Below are 21,291 nucleotides of genomic sequence, written 5' to 3'. Positions count from 1 at the left end.
GTCGGCCTGTACCGCCGCGAGTTGCGCGGCCACCTGTCCGCTGGAGCGCCGTCATGATCCGCCCCCTGACCCTGCTGCTGTGCCTGGCCCTGCCGGGAACCGTGCTGGCCCAGTCCGCCGCTGGCGCCACTGCGCCGCAGGCTGCCGGCCTGGACTTGACGCTGCCGCAGGCGCCGATGCGCTACCTCAACGACCCGGCCCTGCAGCAGGACCCGCCCGGCACCTATTACGGTGACAAGAGCGGCCCGCGCGTGCACGACGATGCGAAGATCGCCGACGTGACCGACGACAAGGTCAAGGTGTCCGGCAGCTTCACCACCGGCATCGGCTATTCGAAGAACGGCGGCAACAGCCACTACAACGCGGCCACGCTGAACCTGAGCAAGAACTACACCACCGATGAAGGCAAGACCCACGGGGTCAACCTCAACATCCACGTGAGTGAGGGCAAGGGCCCGGGCTTCTTCGGCCCGTATGGCGGCTACTACGGCCGCAGGCCGGGCTGGGATTACCCGCCGCCGTACGGCTGGTAAGCCAGCCCCTGTAGAGCCGAGCCCATGCTCGGCTACGGTTGGCCGCAAAGCCGAGCATGGGCTCGGCTCTACAGAGGCCAACGTCAATCCAGCCAGCCATCGCGCTCGCTGTGCAGGATGCGGCCGTCATAGCCGCTCAGGCGCACCTCTACCTTCTGGTTGCGGGCATTGCGGGCTTCCAGCGACCAGGTAGCACCATCGCGTTCCAGCGAATGGATCTCGCGCAGGCCATGCGACTGCGCCCGTGCCAGCACCTGCTCGGTAGTCAGCAGCGCGCGGCCGCTGTGCTCATCGAAGATCTCGCCGGTCTTCGGGTCCACGTAGACCTCGCTGAAGCGGCCATCGGCGCGGCTCACGTCAGCCTCCCACAGGCCATCATCGCGTTCGATCTCGTGGATCTGGGTGTAGCCGGCCTTGCGCAGGGTCTGTTCAACCTGGGCCATGCCCAGCGGCGCGGCCTGTACGGCCGGCGCGACGGCAAGCAGGGCAACAGTGGCGAGGGTGAGCGACTTCAACATGGGGGTTCTCCTGTTCGTTGCCGGACCATCCCGGCAACGCCACGATGCATGGCCCGGTTAACAGCGCCTTAGCCGTGGCTGTTAGCCGGCTGTTAGTCATCCCCGCCACACTCGCGCCTGTACCCCTCTCTCTTTCCTTACCCGCATGCTCGCCACCCTGCCCCTGCTGCTGGCCCTGGCCAACGCCCCGACCGCCGCCGCGCCCCTGCAGGACCCGGCGCAGCAGGTCGCGCGTCGCGCCGTGCAGCAGGGCCGCTACGTGCCGCTGGAGAGCGTGGTGCGCGATGCGCTCAAGCGCTACCCGGGCCAGCTGCTGGAAGTGGAGCTGGACGACGGCGTCTACGAAGTGGAGATCCTGCGCGGCGACGGCGTAGTGGTGGAGCTGGACTATGATGCGCGCAGCGGAAAGCTGCTGAAGACGGAGCTCGACGACTGATGCGCATCCTGTTGGCCGAAGACGATGCCGCACTGGCACAGCGCCTGGTGCCCCTGCTGGAACAGGCCGGCTACGTGGTGGCGGTGGTCGCTGACGGCCGCGAGGCCGAAGAAATCGGCCAGATCGAAGACCTGCAGGCCGCCATCGTCGACCTCGGCCTGCCCGGGCTGGATGGACTGAGCGTGATCGAGCGCTGGCGCGGCAACGGCCGGGGGTTTCCGGTGCTGGTGCTGACCGCGCGCGGGCGCTGGCACGACAAGCTGGCCGGCTTCGATGCCGGTGCCGACGATTACCTCACCAAACCCTTCCAGGCCGATGAGCTGGTGCTGCGCCTGCGCGCCCTGATCCGCCGCAGCCATGGCCACGCCAGCCCGCGCCTGCACTGCGGCCCGCTGCAGCTGGACGTCAACGCCGGCCGCTTCGAGCTGGATGGACAGGCGCTGCCACTGAGTCCGCAGGAATTCCGCCTGCTCAGCTACTTCATCCACCACAGCGGACAAGTGATCGGCCGCGACCGGCTGGGCGAGCAGGTGTTCGACGGCGGCCACGACCCGGACTCCAACGCACTGGACGTGCTGCTCGGACGCGTGCGCCGCAAGCTCGGCATCGATCTGATCCAGACCGTGCGCGGCCAGGGCTGGCGGCTGGCCGCGCCATGAACCGGCAACCGTCGCTGCGGCGGCGCCTGCTGCTGGCCGGCGGCGTCGGGCTGCTGCTGGTCTCGCTGCTGGCCAGCGCGCTGCTGGGCGAGCTGTTCAAGCGCAGCGCGCGCGACCGCCTCGACCACGAACTGCAGCAGGACATGCTGACCCTGCTGGCACAGGCCGAAGTGGACCCGGACGGGCAGCTGCGCCTGCGCCAGGAACCCAATGATGCGCGCTTCCAGCGCGTGTTTTCCGGCGCCTATTGGCAGATCGCCAGTGCCGATGGCCGCGTGCTGCTGCAGTCGCGCTCGCTGTGGGATGAAACCCTGCCGGCGAAGGCCGCCGGGCCGGCCACGCGCAATCTGCCCGGGCCGCTGCAACAATTCCTGCGTGCACGCGTGCAGCAGGTGCGCCTGCCACGCGCCAGCGAACCGTTCGTGGCCGTGGTCGCCACCGACCGCAGCGCGCTGGATGCCGATGTTGCCGCGTTCCGCAAGCGCACCGCCATCGCACTGGGCGTGCTGGTCGCGGCGTGGCTGGCGGTGCTGGCCAGCCAGGTGCACTTCGGCCTGCGCCCGCTGCATCGCCTCGGTGCGCAGCTGGAACGGGTACGTCGCGGCGATGCGCAGCGCATCGACACACAGGGACTGGGCGCGGAGGTCGCACCGCTGGGTGAAGAACTCAACGCGCTGCTGGACCACCAGCAACGCATGGTCGCGCGCGCGCGCACCAGTGCACAGGATCTGGCGCACGCGCTGAAGACTCCACTGAGCGTATTGGCCACCGAAGCTGACAGCGACGGCACGCACTGGCGTGCCACCGTGCGCGAGCAGAATGCGCGCATGCAGGCCAGTGTCGACCGTTACCTGGCTGCAGGACTGGCTGCCGACCATCGCCAGCGCACCGACGTGGCGGCCGTCGCACAGGCGATGTGCCGGCTGATGGCACGCGTGCATGGCGAACGTGGCATCGCGTTCACGGCGGCAGGCATCGATCCGGCGCTGCAGTTCGCCGGCGCCAGTGCGGATCTGGAAGAGATGCTGGGCAACCTGCTGGACAACGCCGGGCGCTGGGCGCAACAGCAGGTCACTGTCGAAGCGGAAACCAGCGAAGGGCAGCTACGCATCGAAGTGCGCGACGACGGCCCCGGCCTGGCCGCAGACGCGCTGGAACGGGTCACCCAGCGTGGTGTGCGGCTGGACGAGCGCGAAGGCAGCAGCGGGTTGGGCCTGGCGATCGTAGGCGATATCGCCGCCAGCTATGGCGGGCGGTTGCAGCTGGAGAATGCACAGCCGGGCCTTCGTGCGACGTTGTGGTTGCCGGTGGCGTGAAGCACCGCTGCGCTCGCCGGGCGCCGCCCGGCGCTACCGGTTCACCCGCCCCCCCCGGTAGGTGTCGACCTTGGTCGACACGCATCAAAAGCGCCGACCAAGGTCGGCATCCACCAAAGCAGTCCGTCAGTTCCGTCCGCCACCGTGCACCCGGTAGGTGTCGACCTTGGTCGACACGCACCAAGCATCAACGGTGATGCATCCACCAGCAATCAATCGCGTCCAGCACGATGTGGATGATCAGACCGATACCGAACAACCGCGTTTTCTTCGGCACGCACAGCCCCGCATAGACCGCGATGGCCGGTGCGGTGTGCAGCGGGTGGAACCCGATGCTGCAGCGGTTCGGTGCATAGATCGGCTCGGCCAGCAGATGGTCCAGGTCGATGATCCAGCCCAGCAGCATCAGCAGCCACGCCGAGGCAAAGCGCTTGCGCCAGAACAGCCATGCCAGCAACGCTGGCACGGCGGCATGCAGGAACAGGTGGAAGATCGCGCGCGCGCTCATCGGCAACGGTGGCGCCGGGCAAACCCGGCGCCGTCCATCACACCAGCGGTTCGTCGGACAGGTAGGTGTAACCGGTCAGGCCGGCTTCCAGCGCGTCCGACAGTTCCTGCGCGCGTTCCGGCGACAGCTGCGCCGCAGCCACGCGCTGCGCATAGGTCGCACGCAGTTCGTCCAGGCGGTAACCCACGTAATCCAGCATCACGTCGGTGGTGTCGCCGCGGCGCTGCTGGGTGATGGCGTAGCCATCGGCATCGGCCAGCACTTCCACCGCGTCGGTATCGCCGAACAGGTTGTGGATGTCGCCCAGGATTTCCTGGTAGGCGCCGACCATGAAGAAGCCGATGCGATAGCTCTCGCCCGGCCTCATCTTGTGCAGCGGCAGCGAGCTGTCCAGGCTCTCGTTCTCGACATAGGTTTCCACCATGCCGTCCGAGTCGCAGGTCATGTCGGCGATGATGCCGCGGCGGTCCGGGGTTTCATCCAGGCGCTCGATCGGCACGATCGGGAACACCTGGTCGATCGCCCACACGTCCGGGATCGATTCGAACACGCTGAAGTTGACGAAGTACTTGTCGACCAGGCGCTCGTTCAGTTCGTCCAGCACCGGGCGATGGCTCTTCTCGTCGTAGCTCAGGCGCGCACGCACGCCATGGGCGATGGCGTAGAACAGGTCGTCGATGCGTGCACGCTGCGGCAGGTCGATCTGGCCCAGCGCGTAGCTGGCCAGGCCTTCGGCATGGAAATGCTGCGCTTCCTGGAACAGTTCCACCGCCGGGCGCACGTCCAGCTCGTCGTGGATCTCGCGCAGGTGGCGGATCGCCGCCGGCTCGTCGTCGTGCTGGTCCGGCACGCGGCCTTCCTGTGCCTCTTCCACTTCCGACACGTTGGCGATCAGCACCGCGTGGTGCGCGGTCATTGCGCGGCCGCACTCGGTGACGATGCGCGGCGGGGTCAGGCCGAACTCTTCGCAGGCATTGGCCAGCGGCTGCACGATGTTGCTGGCGTAGGAATGCAGGCCGTAGTTGATCGAGCAGAAGCTGCGCGAACGGGTGCCTTCGTAATCCACGCCCAGGCCGCCGCCCACGTCGACGTGGGTGATCTTCGCGCCCAGGCGCGACAGCTCCACGAAGTAGCGGGTGGCTTCGCGCATGCCGTTGGCGATGTCGCGCACGTTGGAGATCTGCGAGCCCATGTGGAAGTGCAGCAGGTTCAGGCAGTCGGCGTACTCGGTGTCACGCAGCGACTTCCACAGGTCCAGCAGCTGGCGCGGCGACAGGCCGAACTTGGCCTTGTCGCCACCGCTGTTCTGCCACTTGCCGGCGCCCAGCGAGGCCAGGCGCATGCGCACGCCCAGGCCCGGCTTCACGTCCAGCGCCTTGGACTCTTCCAGCACCAGCTTCAGCTCGGACGGCTTCTCGATGACGATGAAGGTCTGCAGGCCCAGCTTGCGGCCGATCAGGGCCAGCCGGATGTACTCGCGGTCCTTGTAGCCGTTGCAGACGATCAGGCCACCCGGGCGCGACAGCGCCAGCACGGCCATCAGCTCGGGCTTGCTGCCCGCTTCCAGGCCGAAGCCTTCGCCGTGGTGGCTGGCCAGGGTGCCGGCCACGCCGCGGGTCTGGTTGACCTTGATCGGGTACACGGCGGTGTAGCCGCCGCTGTACTCCCAGTCCTGCTGGGCCTGGGCGAAGGCCGCCTGCAGCTTGCCCAGGCGCTGGCCGAGGATGTCCGGGAAGCGCACCAGCAGCGGCAGCTTGGCACCGGCCGCGCGCGCAGCGTCCACCACCTTGGGCAGCGATACCACCGGGCCGTCCGCCCCGGTCGGTCTCACCACCATGTGCCCGGCCTGATCCACGTCGAAGTAACCGTCCGCCCAATGCGGGATCGAGTAGGTCTTGCGGGCTTGGTCGAGGGACCAATCGGTCATTTCAGTCGGCCTTGTTGGCAATAAAAGGGGGGGGCATGATAACGCCTATATGCCCACAGGTTCGTTATCATGCGCGCCCGCGCCCGTGACAGGTTCCAACCTGAACGGGCCGATCCGTCCGGATGTGGCATCTGTGCCACGCGGCCCCGCCCGCCAGCCCGGCTCCACCCCTCCGAACAGGACTGTTTTCCAATGACTGACAGCAACAACTGGTACATCGAACACTTCGAGCGCACCGGCTCGGCCATCGGCTACCGCATCACCGGCAAGCTGGACGAGGTGCAGTCGCCGTTCCAGAAGATCGAGATCTTCCAGACCACCGACTGGGGCAACCTGATGACCATCGACGGGGCCATCATGCTGACCAGCAAGGACAACTTCTTCTACCACGAGATGATCAGCCACCCGGTGCTGTTCACCCATGCCGCACCCAAGCGCGTGGTGATCATCGGTGGCGGCGACTGCGGCACCCTGCGCGAAGTGCTCAAGCACAGCGGCGTGGAGAGCGTGACCCAGTGCGACATCGACGAGCAGGTCACCGTGATGGCGCGCAAGCACTTCCCGGAACTGTGCGACTCCAACGATGACGCCCGCGCCGAGCTGCTGTTCGACGACGGCGTGGCCTACATGGCCAACTGCCCGGCCGGCAGCGTGGACGTGGTGATCGTCGATTCGACCGACCCGGTCGGCCCCGGCGAAGGCCTGTTCAACAAGGCCTTCTACGAGAGCTGCTTCAAGGCCCTGAAGGACGACGGCATCCTGGTGCAGCAGTCCGAATCGCCGCTGATGCAGCTGGACCTGATCAACGAAATGCGCACCGAGATGGGCAAGGCCGGCTTCGGTTCGTTCAAGACCCTGCCGTTCCCGCAGCCGTGCTACCCCACCGGCTGGTGGAGCGTGACCATGGCGCGCAAGGGCGACAGCAGCTTCGACTTCCGCCAGGCCGACTCGGCCGCCAAGACCTTCAACACCCTGTACTACACCGCCGCGCTGCACACCGGCGTGCTGGTGACCCCGCCGTTCGTGCAGGCGGCACTGAAGGGTTGATCCAAACAAAAACCCGCGCTGGCGACAGCGCGGGTTTTCTGCTTTCTGTAGAGCCGAGCCCACGCTCGGCTGCTCTTCGGACAGGTTGCGGTAAACCCAGCCGAGCATGGGCTCGGCTCTACAGTCAAAGGGCCCAGATACCGGCGATCACCGCCACCACCAGGCCCCACTTGATCAGCTGGTAGGCCACCACGCTGCGCTCGCGCAGCGCCTTGGCCTTCAGGCGCACCTTGTAGACACTGCCGAACGCCTTGTTGACGCCACCGGTCGGGTCACCCGGCAGGTTCGGCGATGCACCACCGGCCAGCAGCGTGGCCGCCACCGCGCGGTTGAACAGCCCCGGCAGGCCGAAGCGCAGCGGGCGGGCGATGTCGCAGAACAGGATCACCCGGTCCTGCTGCGTCTCGTTGTGCGCATGGTGGATGTAGGTCTCGTCGAACATCATCCACTCGCCGTCGCGCCAGCTCTTCTTGATGCCGTCCACTTCGATGTAGCAGGCATCGTCGTTGGGCGTGCTCAGGCCCAGGTGCAGGCGCAGCGAGCCAGCGAACGGGTCGCGGTGCGGGCGCAGCTCACTGCCCGGTGGCAGCTGCGCGAACATCGCCGCACGCACGTCCGGGATCGACTCGATCAGCGCCGTGGTCTTCGGGCACAGCGTCTTCGCCGACGGGTGCGACGGGCCGTACCACTTCAGGTAGAAGCGCTTCCAGCCACGACGGAAGAACGAATTGAAGCCGGCATCGTTGAACGTGCTGGAGGCAGCGATCTTCTGCGCGTCGCGCAGCGCCAGCGCCTCGTCGCGGATCATCTGCCAGTTCTGGCGCAGCGGCTCCAGCTGCGGGAACTCTTTGCCAGGGTCCAGGAACGGCGTGGTCGGCACCTTCGAGAACATGTACATGACCACGTTGATCGGGGCCATGAAACTGGAGTGGTCCAGCAGCTGGCGCGACCAGCGCGCGCGGACCTTGCCACGGAAGTGGATGTACAGCACGCAGGCCACGAACAGCGCTGCAATGACGATTTTGATGATCAAAGCACTTTCCTCCAGCCGCGGCCGGAACGGGAAACGGGGCGATGCACGGCCAGGCGGCCAGCACCGGTTCGGAACGCGGCAGGGGACGGGGACGTGCCGGAGGGGGGCGGCCGCCGATGTCGCGGGTTAACAGCTTATGGTCGGCAGGGCGTGCGCCGGGGTCAAGCTGGACGTGCGTGGCGTTCAGCGCGCCGCCGATGAATGGGCTGGAAGCGCGCCCAACTCATTGATCCAGCGGGGCAACCCTTATAAGTGAGACGGAATTGTCCGATTCTGCGTGACGAACTGTTCCAGCCACGACCCCGACATTTCTCCGACAAATCGTGGAATAGCGAACTGGCGAGTACTAAAATTAACGAAAACTTAGTAACTCCCTGTAACACCGGTTCGCTTGACGCTTTGCGCCACCCACCGGGTCGTTCGAGACCCCGACATGCATCTTCCTGCTCTTCCCCCCTCCTCCTGCGGCAATGATGCCGCCTCCCCGCTGCTGCTCAAGCGCGGCGAACGTTTCCTGGCCCCCGACGTCTACCGCACCTGCCTGGACGGGCGCGAGGCGGTCATCAAGGACTACTCCCGCTACCGCGGCACTCCCGTTTCGCTGATCGCGCGACTGATGGTGCGCCGCGAGGCCCGCATGCTGCAGCGCCTCGGCGGCTGGAAGCATGCCCCCGCGCTGCTCGGCACCCTCGGTGGCCTGGCACTGGGTATGGAGTTCATCCCCGGCCAAACCCTGAGCACCGCGCAGGCCGTCGGCAATGACGTGTTCGAGCAGCTGCAACACGCGCTCAGCCGTCTGCACGCCGCCGGCATCACCCACAACGACCTGCATGGCACCAACGTGGTGGTCAGTGGCGGCGTGCCGGTGCTACTGGATTTCACCTCCGCCTGGCGCGTACCCCGCTGGCTGCGCCGCGGCCCGCTGAGCCGGCAGATGCGCCGCAGCGACATGAAGAACCTGCTGAAGATCCGCCAGCGCGTGACCGGCCAGGCGCCGAGCGCCGCGCAGGCCGCATTGGTGGCCGACCCGGGCTGGGTCGCCGCCGTGCGCCAGGGCTGGAAGCGGTTCTACAAGTGGGCCAAGCGGCGGTAGGGGTCGAGCTCGCTCGACCGCTTTACCGCTCTTTGTAGAGCCGAGCGCGCGCTCGGCTGCTGTTCCTGCATCGCGCGAAGTGCAGCCGAGCATGGGCTCGGCTCTACAACATCCCGCCGAGCGGGTTACAACGCGTCCGCGTCCAACTCGCCGGTACGGATACGCACCACGCTGCCCAGGTCGTACACGAACACCTTGCCGTCACCAATCTTGCCGGTGCCGGCGGCCTTCACGATGGCCTCAACCACCGCCTCCACCTGGTCATCGGTCACCGCCACTTCCAGCTTCACCTTCGGCAGGAAATCGACCACATACTCCGCGCCACGGTACAGCTCGGTGTGGCCCTTCTGGCGACCAAAGCCCTTCACTTCCGTCACCGTGATCCCGGTAACCCCACGCTCGGCCAGCGCTTCGCGCACGTCGTCGAGCTTGAACGGCTTGATCACCGCCATGACCATCTTCATCGTCTATCTCCTGTCTTCCGGCGTGGAGGATAGCGCCTGAACACGGCCCGTGCGAAGCCGCTGCCGCCTGTCCGGGCAGTGGGTGCCGGCAGTATCCTTGTGCCCGAACGGCCTGCCCGCGCCGGATGCACGGGCCCACCCCCACGGAGCACCCCATGATCGACCTGAATCAAATCGATGACCTCGCCCGTCGCCTCAGCGACCTGGTGCCGCCGGGCCTGCGCGAGTCGCGCGAGGAACTGCAGGCCACCTTCAAGAGCGCGCTGCAGGCCGGCCTGGCCAAGCTCGACCTGGTCACCCGCGAGGAGTTCGAAGTGCAGCGCGCCGTGCTGCTGAAGACCCGCCAGAAGCTGGACGCGCTGGAAACCGCCGTGCGCGAGCTGGAAGGGCGCGGCGCCGCAGAATGAAAAAAGGAGGCGCACTGCGCCTCCCGTTTACAGATTATTTCCCGGATGGGGCCTTGCAGCAAGGCCCACCGGGCGCCCTAGACTCGCCGGCCTGTCGATCCGGCAGCACAGAGAGGGGCAGCAGCAATGGCACAGGACACCGACTGGACACCCGTTTCGCATGACACCTGCGACCAGGTGGCTGGGCCGTTCTATCACGGCACCCGCGCTGACCTGGCCGTGGGCGACTTGCTGAGCGCGGGCTTCCGCTCCAACTATCGCGACAGCGTGGTGATGAACCACATCTACTTCACCACGATTGCCAAGGGCGCCGGGTTGGCTGCGGAGATGGCCCGCGGTGAAGGGCGACCGCGCGTGTATGTGGTGGAGCCGACCGGGCCGTTTGAAGACGATCCGAATGTGACCAACAAGAAGTTTCCCGGGAACCCAACGCGGTCGTATCGGAGTGCGCAGCCGTTGCGGGTGGTTGGGGAGGTTACGGAGTGGGAAGCCTACGACGCGGAGTTCGTTCGGCAGTTGAAGGCGTTTGTTGCTTCGGGGAGTGGGGAGATCATCAACTGATGGCCTGCTGGCGCTGGGCGTTGCGCACTTCTTCATCGGCTTCATAGATGTCCAGCCCGAGCTCAATGCCGCGCTCACCCAAGGCGAGCAGCGCGCGAGGCGAAAGCGAGACACCATCATTGCTGCTGCCCATGAAAAGGCCACAGAACAGATCAGGTCGGAAGCGTGCCAGAGCCTGCCATACGGCGAGATCGCCGGTGAGTTGATCGAGGATCTCGAAGATCTGAGCGTCCAGATCTTCAGGCTCACGACGCTCCGCATCAAGTTGCCAGCTGCCAGTCCTGGCGATACGCACGGTGCCTGATCGGCTGTCTCTGAGTTCCTGGCCCTTGTGATGCGATGCGGTCGGCGTCGCCCCGAGCAAGGCACTGACTTCTTCGGGCAGGAGGTCGTCCCCGAAGAATCGGAGGGTTACCAGGGAATGATCGAATGCTGCCATTGGAACCCAGCTGCCCTTTGGGAATCCCCTTCATTCTGCAAGCTCCTTCGGTGTCGGCTAACGGCCAGCAGCGGAGCTGGAGTTAAGTGGCGGCCAAGCCGTCAGCCTCGAACGAATTGTTATGCGTCTTTCCGAACCACTCCACGCAATGATATTACCTCCGGCGGACCGGAAGATGGCGTCAGGATCTGCGTCGACATGCGATGTATCTTAATTACGACTGCGTCGCTCGGTATTTCGTACGTCTTTGAGTCGCATTCGTTCTGAATGATATGCGCTCTCCCGCCAATGTCTCCGGGCTTGTTACCTCGATTCTCGCAGTTGTAATTTGCTGCTTTTAGATCATTTTCAAAGCAGATGATCTTAATCGTCGGTGGATGTGACGGGGAAACGGCTTGTAGCACTTTAGCTATGAATTTTCCCCGCTCTATATTAGAGCGATATTTCCTCTCTGAGACAATGCAGCGGCGTCCGCAGCGCAAGTTGGCAGCAAGATCATTTATGTTCCTCTCTTCAGATTCATCTGAGACTGCAAAGTTTTCTTCAATCAAGAAGTCATACTTCAAAAACTGTATTAAATGCGATTTCCCCGAACCAGCCAGGCCTTGAATAATGATGAGAATTCCGTGATGATTGGGCATTGCGAGGACTCTCTGTGGGCGCTTGGCGCCTGAATTAATCCGAACCGCGAAGCGGTTTCGTCTCAAATGAATTGTTAGCGCCTGACTCATCCGGCACGTGAACAAAAAGCTTCAGTTGCTCACCTTGTGGGCCGTCTGAGAACTCAGACTCGACATATATGCCACGGCGCTCCAAAGGAGATTTTATGCGCCGCTCCACCTCACGTGAACGGATAAACCTCCGCTTCTTCAGGAATGCTTTGAGCCTCTCGTGGCTCTCGGACTCTGACCAAGCTTCTGAGATCGTCTGACCAAGTGTCTTGTCAAGAATGTAGTAGGACAGTCCAGCGACTGCGCCTATAAGCAAAATTGAGCCGTCATCCGCGCTTGAATAGCGAACTACACGACCTTTCTCATTCTGCAGCCGATACGCGGCCGCATCCGTTGCCACTTCTGGCAATGAAGGAAACGAACGGCGAAGCTGTCTTAGCTCTGCCGTTTCCGCTTGGTACGCAGCACTCTCCAGCGCGTTGAGTATTGCCACGAGCGATTCGGTCGAAACGGAATTCTCAAACGAAACTTTTAGCAAAACCTGCAGTGATGTCTCGTCTGTATCTGCCATGAAAATCTCCTAGGGCGCCGACTCTGGAATTAAACCGACCCGCGAAACGGCTTCGACTTGAATCAAATGTTAGGCCGCCAAGCTGAGGACAATGACGACTGCGGCAGCCAGTGACAGTACGGCCTGAATGATGATAACAAACGCTTGGACCTGAGCAACCTTGGTGTACATGCGTCCAAACTTAGCCCCCTGACCGTACCTTGACGAAAGCTCGCCAGGCAAACAGACTGCCCGGTCAGAACAACGCACTCTCCACTTCTGAAAAATGGCCGTGGCCTGTCGATCTCTATGTCGCGCCCCGAGACCCTTGTCGTGTGCTGCACCTTCAATTGCTGCAGTAGTACCAGCCGCTATGAGCGCGGCTAGCATTTCGTCTATAACAGCCAAGGCCGCCGAGACAAGAATGAGGGAAGATGCGAATTTTAGACCGCTCAGCGATGTTGAACTTAGAGACAGTATCTAGATTGACAGTAAGGAGAGCTAGGACTGTGCCAAATCCAGCGGCAACCCGGCCCGAGAAGGTGCCGAACGAGACGCTCACTCTTGGAGTAGAAGAATGAGAAGCTGGCTCGCCACAATCTTCGCCTGAGTCTCCGAAGGCTTCATTTCCTCTCTCAGAGTGCCGTGATGACTGTTGGCTGCCCAGCTACCCTAGGACTAGCTATACGATTTACCCATAAAACATAGTTTGGTAGATTTCCCCTTGCTAACGCGCGATCCTAGGGCGGCGGGTCCCGGCCAACAGGCCAGCGCCTAGCCGGTCCCAACGGCAGGCTCGGCGGCCACTACTTGAACATTCTCAGAGACCCTTGTCGTCATGCCGCTGCTCCCACGTGGAGAGAAAGCAGAAACTCACACCGCTGCGTATGGCAACCTTCTGGAACCCAGCGATTTCTTCCTTCGTGATCGGATATTCAATCGGATCAAAGTGCAGAAGCGCCCATGGCTTTTGAAGTGAGAACCCAAGCGTGAGTTCCGAGAAGATTTCCTTTAGCTGAGGCCGGAAGACGGAGAAGTCCTTGATCGGACCCGCGCGATTGCCAAGGGCATGGCACTGGCGACGGATGGTCCTGTCTCCACCCACCACGCGCGCAATGTAGCGGCCGTGGTGCACTTGAACGTAGATCAGCTGACGACAAAAGATCTTCATCCCCATCTCAAAGCCACACACTCAACAGCCGTCCATCTAACTGCATGCCTATCCATCAGTTCACAGGCTCCGCCTTCAGCGCGCTTGAACCCCTGCGCACCAGATACAGCGCCACCAGGAATGGCCACAGCGAGTTGATCGATGAAAACACGCGCTGTGTCAGCCCCCTGAACCCCTCCGGATCCGCTCCCACCACGTTCAACCAGAGATAGACAATCCCCGCGACGCTCACCGCAGCAGTCACGGCGTACGCCCTTCGGTTTGCAGACCACGCGCTCAATTCGATATGCGACATCGCGGGTGCAATGATGTTTGCGATACCGATGGTGTAGAAGCCGTGCATCGGATGGCCCATGGGCCAGAGCCCGTTGGTCAGCATGGATATACCGAAGACCAACCAGCAGATCGCGCCTACGGCAATCCGCCGGCCGGACTCCCGCCATACCCCGATGGAGAACGCCACGAAGGCCACGCCGGAGCCGAGGGCGGCGATCCTGCCGCAGATGCTTGCGAGCGTTGGCGCCTGCAGCAGCTCGCTGGCGTGCTGTGCAAGCGGGTTGTAGCCCGGCGCGAACACGGCGGCAACGCTGGTCCAGAACAGGAACCACGGAAGCGGGACCAGACCCGCAGACAGAAGAAGTCGATTGCGGCGTAACACGTACAGTGATCCTTGTATTGGCCTGCGCCAGTGGGTGGAATCCGTTCAAACGCTACAAGACCGTCCTGCTGCGGGCAGGGCAGCCCCGCGTGACTACAGCAGTAGTCAGATTGCGCGCGGCACTCGGTGGGTTCAATAGGCAAGAAGTCATTTAAACCCTCTAGCGGGTGTCGCAGCGGTTCGGTTGCATGAGCGATCACACATGCCCGATGGGCGAGTGCTGTCGCATTTGCCGCTCCCTGCGTCTCTTGCGGAAGGTTCTGACGACTCCGTTCCAGAAGCACCGTTTCGCCTAGCACGCCAAGGCTCTCGCCGCTTCCGGTGCTATGCGACAATGCCAAATGCGTCTCGGGATTTGGCGGCATTGACCCCTACCCGTTGGCATTCCGCACAACAGCAGGTAATCGTTACTGCGCCACCGTGCATCGGTGGTCGGGACTCGAAAACCCGTTGTTGTGATGAAGTTTGCGCTTGCCAGCCGGCATCACCTTGCGTGGTGCCGGCTGGCAATCCGTCTGCCGGCTATGGCGGGCGGGGCGTGGGGGCCTCGTGCCCGCCGGCGATCATCACACACCGGTTTTCGAGCCACGCCCCGTCCGCCACCTTTATCGGTGGCGGCGTCCGCCTGCATGCACGGAGCCCGCCATGACCATACCGCACTCCCCGCCCCCACGCCCGATCCTGGAAGCGCCGTCACGCGCTCCGGCCCCGGACCCCAACAGCCTCATCGCCATCCTGCACGCCATCGGCGCGGGCGCTGCGGCCGATGGCCAGCCCTGGCCCGAGCGGCACCATCTACGCAGCCGGCAGATGGCGTTGTCCGACGCCGACTGCGCGCTCACCGGCCAGCGCATCGTGCAGGAGATCCTGCTGGCGGCCGAGCGCACGCGCCAGAACGGCGAGCCCGAACAGTACGTGGGCGACCGGGTGATGGAGGGGCTGGTGATGGCCGATCTGGCGCTGACCGCCTTCATCCACGAGCGAATGCGACCCAAGGACTGAGCGCGCGCTTACGGCGCGTACCTTTCTGCCTGTGTGCGGGGTGACGAATGAAGATGCACGGCCTGGCCGCTGCGGTGGTGTGCATCGCGGTGATCGGCGCGATGTGGGTGGAGTGGCCCGAACCCGCGGGCGATCAGGTGTGGGCCTACCAGAAGCTGCAGCCGGCCGATTACCGCCTGCTGCACAGTGATGCACTCGGCTTCGTGAGCGCAAAAGCCCACGAGGGCTTTGAATTGCATACGCGCCATACCAGGGCGACATCGTTCGAGATCCGGTGCAAGGGCGTGCTGGTGATGGACGTGGAGAACGCGCCCTCGCGCGTGCTGATCCGCATGCCTGCCGATGCACGGTGGCGGGCGCCTGATATTGAGCGCCTGCGCATCAGCTTCGAGCGTTGGCTGGATCTGCACCAGAGCCAGGGGCGGTTGCTGGTGGAAAGTGCGGGGCCTTCGTGGATTGAGACGCGGTTTGGGCGCTTCAATGGGTTGGTGCTGGATGAGCAGCGGTGCCTGCTTGGGGCGCCAGGCCGCCGCCAGCCCCATCCCACCAACTACTTCAGCGCTGAAGTGCCATCGTAGGCTGACGCTCACAGTTGCGCTGCGCCTGCACCGCAAGGGGCACAGCAACTGGTCAGGGGCCAAATCCCAGTGCCATCGCAACCACTTTTCCATCCCGGACGTAGAAGCAAATGCTCGATCCACCTTCCGAGAACCCACAGGTGCGCTCGACCTTGAAGCTGCCCAGCGTTGCCTGCTCTGTGTCCCTCTGGCCATACGCGCCTGCTGCGCTGGCAGCCTTGGACGCCGGGTCACCCATGGCAACGCCTTTCAGCTTCACGCCCCGCAAGCTCTCGGTTCTGCCTGCAGCGGGTTGCCCTGCGCTGATCGATGAAACGCGGATCTCATCGATGGTTCGGAACTCCGGAGCGACGTCAGGGTTGGAGGTCATCAGCACCTCCAATCGGGTAGTTGGATCCAGATATCTACGCCGTATCAGCCCTGCCGCGTCCGCGACCATTTCGCCATCACCATAGCGGCGCAGGACATCCCGCTCGCTGTAGACATGCGGGATGAAACTTCCATCGCGGAAGGCTTTCGATACAAAGTCCACACGTGGACTCCCTGCGGGGAAGCCTGCAGCTGCAGGCAACATGCCCAGCGCAATCAAGATGAGTCTGCGTGTGTTCATGACAACTTCGTCCATCCATCTGAAGGAATGATCACGGGACATTCGCGACTCATGCGCGGATAGCCCATTCGTTCCGGAGACGTATCACCATTTCAGATCAAACGGAATACTCTCCGCAACACAGATTTTCCGCAACGCGGCCTCCAGCTTGCTGCCGTTGTCCAACGTTTTCAGTGTCACTGCAATCCCACCAGTGATCCCAAGCTTCCTCTGTGCACTTTCGGAGAGAGACAGCTCAAGCTCCATGCGCCGCAGAGAGATATGCACCAGACCGCCATAGCAAGGCTCAAGACCTCCACCGACCTCGATATGGGCGTGCGCCATGCCCAACTCTTCGTCCTGGTCGTCATACGCCTTCGCGTTCTGCAATACCACGTAACGAGACGGATTCGTCGAGCTGTCGGCCAAGCCAACTACGATGCAGTAGTCATCTTCCTCTATGGAAACGACTTCGGCCTTGAATCTGTACATTTCCCGGGTACTCCTGACATGTGGAAAACTCAATGTCTACTCCGCCGCTGTCCTGGTGCCGCTCTCAGCACGCAGGGTCGTATCGTTGTCACCCTTCCAGCCCACCTGGGTGCCACTCGCCCCGCCTGCGAGCCCATCCGTACTTTTGTCTGTTCGCCCGCCGCTCGATCATCAAGGGCGGCGCCAACGTCAGGGGCGGTCTGTACTGACGGAAACCGAGCCGTCTTCCAGCAGGTGGACGCTTACATATGCGTCTGGCGGAGGTGTCCGATCGATCGACGCCCCTGCGGGGAGAATGTCCCAACTTGTGATCGGGCCGCAGACTGTCCTATGCACCAATCGGCGACTATCCAACCCTCGCTTGGCAAGCTCGGCCACAACTACTTCAGGAGGCTGGCGGTCGAAGCCCTTGTAGGCTGTGCACGTCTCTCCCGTCTGGCCAATGGGATACGTTGAACTCTCCACCTCATCCCGGCACCCCGGCAGGCCCATGGCGAGCGAGAGGGCCATCAGTACTCGAATGCACTGCATTTCAGCTCGCTCCTTTCCTTCACTACCCTGTAGTACGCCTTGTCTGACGCAAGACCTGCGAGACCGCCATCGCAGAGCCGCGCTGCACAGATCATTTGCCCTCGATGCGCACGCTGCACCCTTTGCAGGCAGAAATACCCCGAGACGCATTGCCGGCAAACCCCGATAGTCCCACGCAGATTACCTGCTGCACCATCAGGCGTCTTTCTGCAGGAATCCACACATGAGCCTGGCGCTGGTCCACAGCCGTGCCCGCGCCGGGGTCGATGCCCCGCTGGTGCGGGTGGAAGTGCACCTCTCTGGCGGCCTGCCCGCCACCCAGATTGTCGGCCTGGCCGAGACCAGCGTGCGCGAATCCCGCGAGCGCGTGCGAGCCGCCCTGCTCTGTGCACGCTTCGACTTTCCGCAGCGGCGTATCACCTTGAACCTCGCACCTGCCGATCTGCCCAAGGAAGGTGGGCGATACGACCTGGCGATTGCCTTGGGAATTCTTGCGGCCAGTGGCCAGGTCGATCCGCAGCCGCTGCTGCAATACGAGTTCCTGGGCGAGCTTGGCCTGACCGGTGAACTACGACCGGTGGCCGGTGCGCTGCCCGCCGCAATCGCCGCCGCTGAAGCCGGGCGCATCCTGGTGGTGCCGGCCGCCGGGTAATGCCGCCGAGGCTGCGTTGGCCGAGCATGCTGATGTGCGTGTGGCGCGCACGCTGCTGGAGTGCTGCGCCGGGTTGGGCAATCCGCGTCTATTGCCGTCCGTGGAGCGCGTGGACACGACGCCGTTGCCGCTGCCCGATCTGGCCGACGTGCGCGGTCAGGCGCATGCGCGGCGCGCGTTGGAAGTGGCCGCAGCGGGTGGGCATCATTTGCTTCTGATCGGCAGTCCGGGCTGCGGCAAGACGCTGCTGGCCTCGCGCCTGCCCAGCCTGTTGCCGGATACCGAGGAAGCCGAGGCGTTGCAGCTGGCCGCGATTGCCTCGGTGAGTGGCGAAGGGCTGGACCCAAGGCGATGGCGGCAGCGGCCCTTCCGGGCACCGCACCACAGTGCCAGCGCGGCGGCGCTGGTGGGCGGCGGCAATCCGCCCTGCCCCGGCGAGATCTCGCTGGCCCATCACGGCGTGCTGTTTCTGGATGAGCTCGTCCTTAGGTCGTCAAGTTGACTGACAACACGTCGGCTTCTGACGGGAAGAGGGAGTACTCACTGCGTTTCACATAGTCACCATGTGCGGGGTCCGTTTCCGACCAGAAGCAGACAGCCACCCCCTCCCTCATGAATACCCCTAGGCCGCAGCAGACCTCGGGCCCGCTGTGGCCAAAGGGTTTTGGGGCAGACTACGCCAGTTGCCTAAATTCCCTGGGTCAGGAAGTCCAGCCCGCCCCTTCCAGGACGCTTTAGATCACGTCAAGTTGATGCATCGTCCACGCAGAAAATCCCATGCATCGCGCCCAGCAGTGCTGCAACGCGCGGGTCTTCCATGCGGTAGATGATCGACCGCGATTCCCGTCGGGTCGCTACGAGCTTTCGTTGACGGAGTTCGGCCAGTTGCTGGGAGAGCGCCGGCTGTCGAATGCCGGTGGCTTCCTCCAGTCCGCCCACCGTCATTTCACCTTGCGCGAGCTGGCATAGCAGCAACAGGCGCGAGGGGGTGGCCATGAAGCGCAGCAACTCGGCCACTTCAGGCACGCGCTCCTTCATCGTGGCTAGGTCTGACGGGCTGAATGGGGGGCTGGTCACGGGTAAGGGCAACTTGGGCAGGTGATGTGATGCAAAGACCATGCGGGCACGCGTCCAATCTAGCATATTTCAATAGTTGCACATATTACGTAACTATGTAATTCTCAGGTCGCGAAGCCTCTTGGAGCCAGCCATGATCCCATCCGTAGCGGTAGACGCCCCCTTGGACCAGGCTGTGCGCCTGGTCAGCGATGCGCGTGCCGGCCTGCTTCCCTCACCTTCCGTGAAGACGTTCTTTGACCCTGCTACGTTCACTGCCAGCCACGTCGTACGCGATCCAACTTCTTCAGCGTGCGCCATCATCGACAGCGTCCTGGACTTCGACATGGCCGCAGGCCGCACGTCCACTTCCTCCGCATCGGCGTTGGTGGACTACGTGCGTGCCGAGCGCCTGCAGGTGCAGTGGTTGCTGGAAACCCACGCGCATGCCGACCACCTGTCCGCGGCTCCATGGCTGCAGGAGCAGGTGGGAGGCGCGCTGGCTATTGGCGAACACATCACCGCAGTCCAGGAAACCTTCGGCAAGCTCTTCAATGCCGGTACTGCATTCAAGCGGGATGGCAGCCAGTTCGATCACCTGTTCGCCGACGGTGCCTCCTTCCGCATCGGTAATCTGCAGGCGATGTCGCTGCACGTGCCAGGCCATACTCCCGCTTGTCTGGCGTACGTGATCGGCGACGCCGTATTTCCTGGCGACACGCTGTTCATGCCGGACTACGGCACTGCCCGATGCGACTTCCCAGGTGGCTCAGCGCGCCAGTTGTATCGCTCGATCCAGCGCCTGCTGTTCCTGCCCGACGCCGCTCGCGTATTCCTGTGCCACGACTACAAAGCCACCGGCCGGGACCATTTCGCATGGGAAACTACCATCGGTGCCGAAAGGGCAACAAACATGCATGTGCACGAGGGCGTGAGCGAAGCCATGTTTGTGGAACTGCGGGAGGCTCGTGATGCCACACTTCCGATGCCACGGCTGATCCTGCCGTCAGTGCAGGTCAACATGTGCGCCGGCCATCTGCCCGAGCCCGAGGAAAACGGCGTGCGATATCTCAAGCTGCCGGTGGACCTGCTATGACGCTCTCTCACCTGGCCTGGTATTGGCCGCTCGCTGGCGGTGCCATGATCGGAACAGCGGCCGGAGCCTATCTACTCCTTCTCGGGCGCGTTGCTGGCATCTCGGGACTGCTTGCCAAGACACTGGGCATGACGGGTGACGGCGGGCGCAGCGGTGCAGTCCTGTTTCTGGCAGGACTTGCCCTGGCGTCAGGCTTGGCATTGGCGGCCCGACCCATACCCCTGCCGGCGCTCTCCGCAAACGGAACTGTGGTGCTGGTGATCGCCGGACTGCTGGTGGGTTACGGAACTCGCCTTGGGGCTGGCTGTACCAGTGGGCACGGTGTCTGCGGCCTGGGCCGGGCATCGCCTCGGTCGGTGGTGGCGACCTGCGTGTTCATGCTCGTGGGCATGGCCACGGCAACCCTGGTACAGATTACGACCGGGGGCCCGGCATGATCCGTCTAGCCGCGTTCCTGTGCGGCGCACTCTTCGGATTGGGCCTGGTCGTATCCGATATGGCCAACCCAGCCCGCGTGCTTGCTTTCCTTGATGTGAGCGACGCCTGGGACCCCTCCCTGGCGCTGGTCATGCTGGGCGCACTGATCCCTTCCGGCGCAGCCTACCTGTGGATACGCGCCCGCAGAACGCCGCTGCTTGCCGTATCGCTGCACATTCCCGCCCATCGCATCATCGATCGGCGCCTGGTGATCGGTGCGGCGATATTCGGCCTGGGTTGGGGTCTGGCCGGACTATGTCCCGGCCCAGCCATCGCGTTGCTGGGAACCGGCCAGCCCTTCGCGATCATCTTCGCCACGGCAATGATCGCTGGCGTGCTCCTGCATGGCCTCATTCACCGCCCCACTGCAACTACGGGAAAACCATGAACCTCAAGCCACTCTCCGCCAGCCTCAAGGTGTCCGGCCAGCTCCTGCCAAAGGACATTGAAGCCCTGAAGGAGCAGGGCTTTGCGAGCGTGATCTGCAACCGCCCCGACGATGAACAGCCGGAGCAGCCCAGTCACCATGCGCTGCAGGCCGCCTGCCACCAGGCGGGCATGCAGTTTGCCTATCTTCCTGCGCTGCCTGGCGTCATTACCGATGATCAGGTGCATACCTTTGCCAGGTTGATCGAAGCGCTGCCAAGCCCTGTTGCCGCGTACTGCAGAACCGGCACCCGTGCTGCGATGCTTTGGGCGCTGTCGGAAGTCGTTCACAATGGAGCGGCGTTTGACCACGTCCTGTCTGTTGCTTCGGATGCAGGCTATGACCTTTCTTCCATCGCAGCACGGCTGCAGCAAGGCCCGGCGTCCGGCGACTGACACAT

Annotated in this window: 27 protein-coding genes and 1 pseudogene; 15 read left to right on the top strand and 13 right to left on the bottom strand. The window is 63.7% G+C overall.

The features are described from left to right. Window positions 1–53: 53 nt before the first annotated feature. Window positions 54–533, top strand: coding sequence for a hypothetical protein (locus tag J3A72_RS04295; protein WP_075075883.1), 480 nt, complete (start codon window positions 54–56; stop codon window positions 531–533). Between the two features lie 83 nt (window positions 534–616). Here J3A72_RS04295 and J3A72_RS04290 read toward each other — a convergent pair whose 3' ends face one another. Beyond that, the gene (locus J3A72_RS04290; RefSeq protein WP_065178854.1) at window positions 617–1,051 is read right to left on the bottom strand and encodes a PepSY domain-containing protein; all 435 of its coding nucleotides are present in this window, start codon (window positions 1,049–1,051) and stop codon (window positions 617–619) included. A 145-nt stretch (window positions 1,052–1,196) separates the two neighbouring features. Here J3A72_RS04290 and J3A72_RS04285 point away from each other — a divergent pair, with 145 nt between their 5' ends. Genes J3A72_RS04285 through J3A72_RS04275 form a run of 3 tightly spaced genes read left to right on the top strand, consistent with a single transcriptional unit; the run spans window position 1,197 to window position 3,462 of the window. After that, on the top strand, window positions 1,197–1,487 hold the full coding sequence (locus J3A72_RS04285) for a PepSY domain-containing protein (protein ID WP_049403791.1): 291 nt from the start codon (window positions 1,197–1,199) through the stop codon (window positions 1,485–1,487). Then, the gene (locus J3A72_RS04280) at window positions 1,487–2,146 is read left to right on the top strand and encodes a response regulator transcription factor (RefSeq protein WP_075075882.1); all 660 of its coding nucleotides are present in this window, start codon (window positions 1,487–1,489) and stop codon (window positions 2,144–2,146) included. The genes J3A72_RS04285 and J3A72_RS04280 overlap by 1 nt, the downstream gene beginning before the upstream one ends. Continuing rightward, the gene (locus J3A72_RS04275; protein ID WP_075075881.1) at window positions 2,143–3,462 is read left to right on the top strand and encodes a HAMP domain-containing sensor histidine kinase; all 1,320 of its coding nucleotides are present in this window, start codon (window positions 2,143–2,145) and stop codon (window positions 3,460–3,462) included. The genes J3A72_RS04280 and J3A72_RS04275 overlap by 4 nt, the downstream gene beginning before the upstream one ends. A gap of 187 nt (window positions 3,463–3,649) precedes the next feature. On the opposite strand, the gene J3A72_RS04270 is transcribed toward J3A72_RS04275, so the two are convergent. Together J3A72_RS04270 and speA are read right to left on the bottom strand one after the other, a co-directional pair. Next, window positions 3,650–3,970 carry a DUF6122 family protein gene (locus J3A72_RS04270; RefSeq protein ID WP_075075880.1) on the bottom strand — a complete coding sequence of 107 codons (321 nt, stop codon included), beginning with the start codon at window positions 3,968–3,970 and terminating at the stop codon, window positions 3,650–3,652. Between the two features lie 37 nt (window positions 3,971–4,007). Next, window positions 4,008–5,897 carry an arginine decarboxylase gene (gene speA / locus J3A72_RS04265; RefSeq protein WP_014648708.1) on the bottom strand — a complete coding sequence of 630 codons (1,890 nt, stop codon included), beginning with the start codon at window positions 5,895–5,897 and terminating at the stop codon, window positions 4,008–4,010. Between the two features lie 192 nt (window positions 5,898–6,089). Between speA and speE the strand changes: the two genes are divergently transcribed. Then, window positions 6,090–6,944: a polyamine aminopropyltransferase gene (gene speE, locus J3A72_RS04260; RefSeq protein WP_014648709.1), complete on the top strand. Its 855-nt coding sequence runs from the start codon at window positions 6,090–6,092 to the stop codon at window positions 6,942–6,944. Between the two features lie 124 nt (window positions 6,945–7,068). Here speE and J3A72_RS04255 read toward each other — a convergent pair whose 3' ends face one another. Next, on the bottom strand, window positions 7,069–7,974 hold the full coding sequence (locus J3A72_RS04255; RefSeq protein WP_032954620.1) for an aspartyl/asparaginyl beta-hydroxylase domain-containing protein: 906 nt from the start codon (window positions 7,972–7,974) through the stop codon (window positions 7,069–7,071). A 436-nt stretch (window positions 7,975–8,410) separates the two neighbouring features. Here J3A72_RS04255 and J3A72_RS04250 point away from each other — a divergent pair, with 436 nt between their 5' ends. Then, window positions 8,411–9,070: an RIO1 family regulatory kinase/ATPase gene (locus tag J3A72_RS04250; protein WP_032958814.1), complete on the top strand. Its 660-nt coding sequence runs from the start codon at window positions 8,411–8,413 to the stop codon at window positions 9,068–9,070. A 125-nt stretch (window positions 9,071–9,195) separates the two neighbouring features. Here the strand turns inward: J3A72_RS04250 and J3A72_RS04245 are convergent, their stop codons facing one another. After that, window positions 9,196–9,534, bottom strand: coding sequence for a P-II family nitrogen regulator (locus J3A72_RS04245; protein WP_005411374.1), 339 nt, complete (start codon window positions 9,532–9,534; stop codon window positions 9,196–9,198). Between the two features lie 155 nt (window positions 9,535–9,689). Here J3A72_RS04245 and J3A72_RS04240 point away from each other — a divergent pair, with 155 nt between their 5' ends. Next, the gene (locus J3A72_RS04240; RefSeq protein ID WP_005419983.1) at window positions 9,690–9,941 is read left to right on the top strand and encodes an accessory factor UbiK family protein; all 252 of its coding nucleotides are present in this window, start codon (window positions 9,690–9,692) and stop codon (window positions 9,939–9,941) included. Window positions 9,942–10,067: 126 nt separating this feature from the next. Next, on the top strand, window positions 10,068–10,502 hold the full coding sequence (arr, locus tag J3A72_RS04235; protein ID WP_014648712.1) for an NAD(+)--rifampin ADP-ribosyltransferase: 435 nt from the start codon (window positions 10,068–10,070) through the stop codon (window positions 10,500–10,502). On the opposite strand, the gene J3A72_RS04230 is transcribed toward arr, so the two are convergent. From J3A72_RS04230 to J3A72_RS04210, 5 genes are all read right to left on the bottom strand, one after another. After that, on the bottom strand, window positions 10,495–10,941 hold the full coding sequence (locus J3A72_RS04230; RefSeq protein WP_075075879.1) for a DUF4279 domain-containing protein: 447 nt from the start codon (window positions 10,939–10,941) through the stop codon (window positions 10,495–10,497). The two genes, arr and J3A72_RS04230, sit on opposite strands and share 8 nt — an antisense overlap. Before the next feature lie 119 nt (window positions 10,942–11,060). Further along, complete coding sequence (locus J3A72_RS04225) at window positions 11,061–11,582, bottom strand: hypothetical protein (RefSeq protein WP_140222793.1); 522 nt, start codon at window positions 11,580–11,582, stop codon at window positions 11,061–11,063. 34 nt (window positions 11,583–11,616) lie between these two features. Then, window positions 11,617–12,183 carry a hypothetical protein gene (locus J3A72_RS04220; RefSeq protein WP_140222794.1) on the bottom strand — a complete coding sequence of 189 codons (567 nt, stop codon included), beginning with the start codon at window positions 12,181–12,183 and terminating at the stop codon, window positions 11,617–11,619. Between the two features lie 799 nt (window positions 12,184–12,982). Next, window positions 12,983–13,333, bottom strand: a complete 351-nt coding sequence (locus J3A72_RS04215) for a hypothetical protein (protein WP_075075886.1) — start codon at window positions 13,331–13,333, stop codon at window positions 12,983–12,985. A 55-nt stretch (window positions 13,334–13,388) separates the two neighbouring features. Continuing rightward, on the bottom strand, window positions 13,389–13,991 hold the full coding sequence (locus tag J3A72_RS04210) for a DUF998 domain-containing protein (protein WP_075075878.1): 603 nt from the start codon (window positions 13,989–13,991) through the stop codon (window positions 13,389–13,391). Between the two features lie 645 nt (window positions 13,992–14,636). On the opposite strand from J3A72_RS04210, the gene J3A72_RS04205 reads away from it, so the two are divergent. After that, the gene (locus J3A72_RS04205; RefSeq protein WP_075075877.1) at window positions 14,637–14,993 is read left to right on the top strand and encodes a hypothetical protein; all 357 of its coding nucleotides are present in this window, start codon (window positions 14,637–14,639) and stop codon (window positions 14,991–14,993) included. A gap of 47 nt (window positions 14,994–15,040) precedes the next feature. Beyond that, a complete protein-coding gene (locus tag J3A72_RS04200) occupies window positions 15,041–15,571 on the top strand; it encodes a cold-shock protein (protein WP_075075876.1) in 531 nt (176 codons plus the stop codon). Window positions 15,572–15,623: 52 nt separating this feature from the next. On the opposite strand, the gene J3A72_RS04195 is transcribed toward J3A72_RS04200, so the two are convergent. Together J3A72_RS04195 and J3A72_RS04190 are read right to left on the bottom strand one after the other, a co-directional pair. Continuing rightward, complete coding sequence (locus J3A72_RS04195) at window positions 15,624–16,223, bottom strand: hypothetical protein (protein ID WP_069117705.1); 600 nt, start codon at window positions 16,221–16,223, stop codon at window positions 15,624–15,626. 42 nt (window positions 16,224–16,265) lie between these two features. Then, window positions 16,266–16,652 (bottom strand): Imm10 family immunity protein, encoded by a 387-nt coding sequence (locus J3A72_RS04190; protein ID WP_075075875.1) that lies wholly within the window; start codon window positions 16,650–16,652, stop codon window positions 16,266–16,268. A gap of 754 nt (window positions 16,653–17,406) precedes the next feature. On the opposite strand from J3A72_RS04190, the pseudogene J3A72_RS04185 reads away from it, so the two are divergent. Beyond that, window positions 17,407–18,316 (top strand): annotated as a pseudogene (locus tag J3A72_RS04185) (YifB family Mg chelatase-like AAA ATPase); the annotation flags it as partial. 263 nt (window positions 18,317–18,579) lie between these two features. Here the strand turns inward: J3A72_RS04185 and J3A72_RS04180 are convergent. Then, window positions 18,580–18,873 (bottom strand): metalloregulator ArsR/SmtB family transcription factor, encoded by a 294-nt coding sequence (locus tag J3A72_RS04180; RefSeq protein ID WP_024957933.1) that lies wholly within the window; start codon window positions 18,871–18,873, stop codon window positions 18,580–18,582. 172 nt (window positions 18,874–19,045) lie between these two features. Between J3A72_RS04180 and J3A72_RS04175 the strand changes: the two genes are divergently transcribed. From J3A72_RS04175 to J3A72_RS04160, 4 genes are read left to right on the top strand one after another with little or no spacing between them, the layout of a single operon-like run. Next, complete coding sequence (locus J3A72_RS04175) at window positions 19,046–19,987, top strand: MBL fold metallo-hydrolase (protein WP_223224754.1); 942 nt, start codon at window positions 19,046–19,048, stop codon at window positions 19,985–19,987. Further along, a complete protein-coding gene (locus J3A72_RS04170; RefSeq protein WP_033834872.1) occupies window positions 19,984–20,424 on the top strand; it encodes a membrane protein in 441 nt (146 codons plus the stop codon). The genes J3A72_RS04175 and J3A72_RS04170 overlap by 4 nt, the downstream gene beginning before the upstream one ends. Continuing rightward, window positions 20,421–20,852, top strand: a complete 432-nt coding sequence (locus tag J3A72_RS04165; protein ID WP_033834873.1) for a DUF6691 family protein — start codon at window positions 20,421–20,423, stop codon at window positions 20,850–20,852. Before J3A72_RS04170 ends, J3A72_RS04165 begins: the two co-directional genes overlap by 4 nt. Further along, on the top strand, window positions 20,849–21,286 hold the full coding sequence (locus J3A72_RS04160) for a TIGR01244 family sulfur transferase (RefSeq protein WP_033834874.1): 438 nt from the start codon (window positions 20,849–20,851) through the stop codon (window positions 21,284–21,286). The genes J3A72_RS04165 and J3A72_RS04160 overlap by 4 nt, the downstream gene beginning before the upstream one ends. The last annotated feature ends 5 nt before the right edge of the window (window positions 21,287–21,291 follow it).

This window comes from Stenotrophomonas sp. PvP093 (assembly GCF_017876915.1).
Lineage (GTDB): Bacteria > Pseudomonadota > Gammaproteobacteria > Xanthomonadales > Xanthomonadaceae > Stenotrophomonas > Stenotrophomonas muris.
The sequence above is the reverse complement of the archived record's forward strand: the minus strand, read 5'-3'. Positions and strand labels throughout refer to the sequence as shown.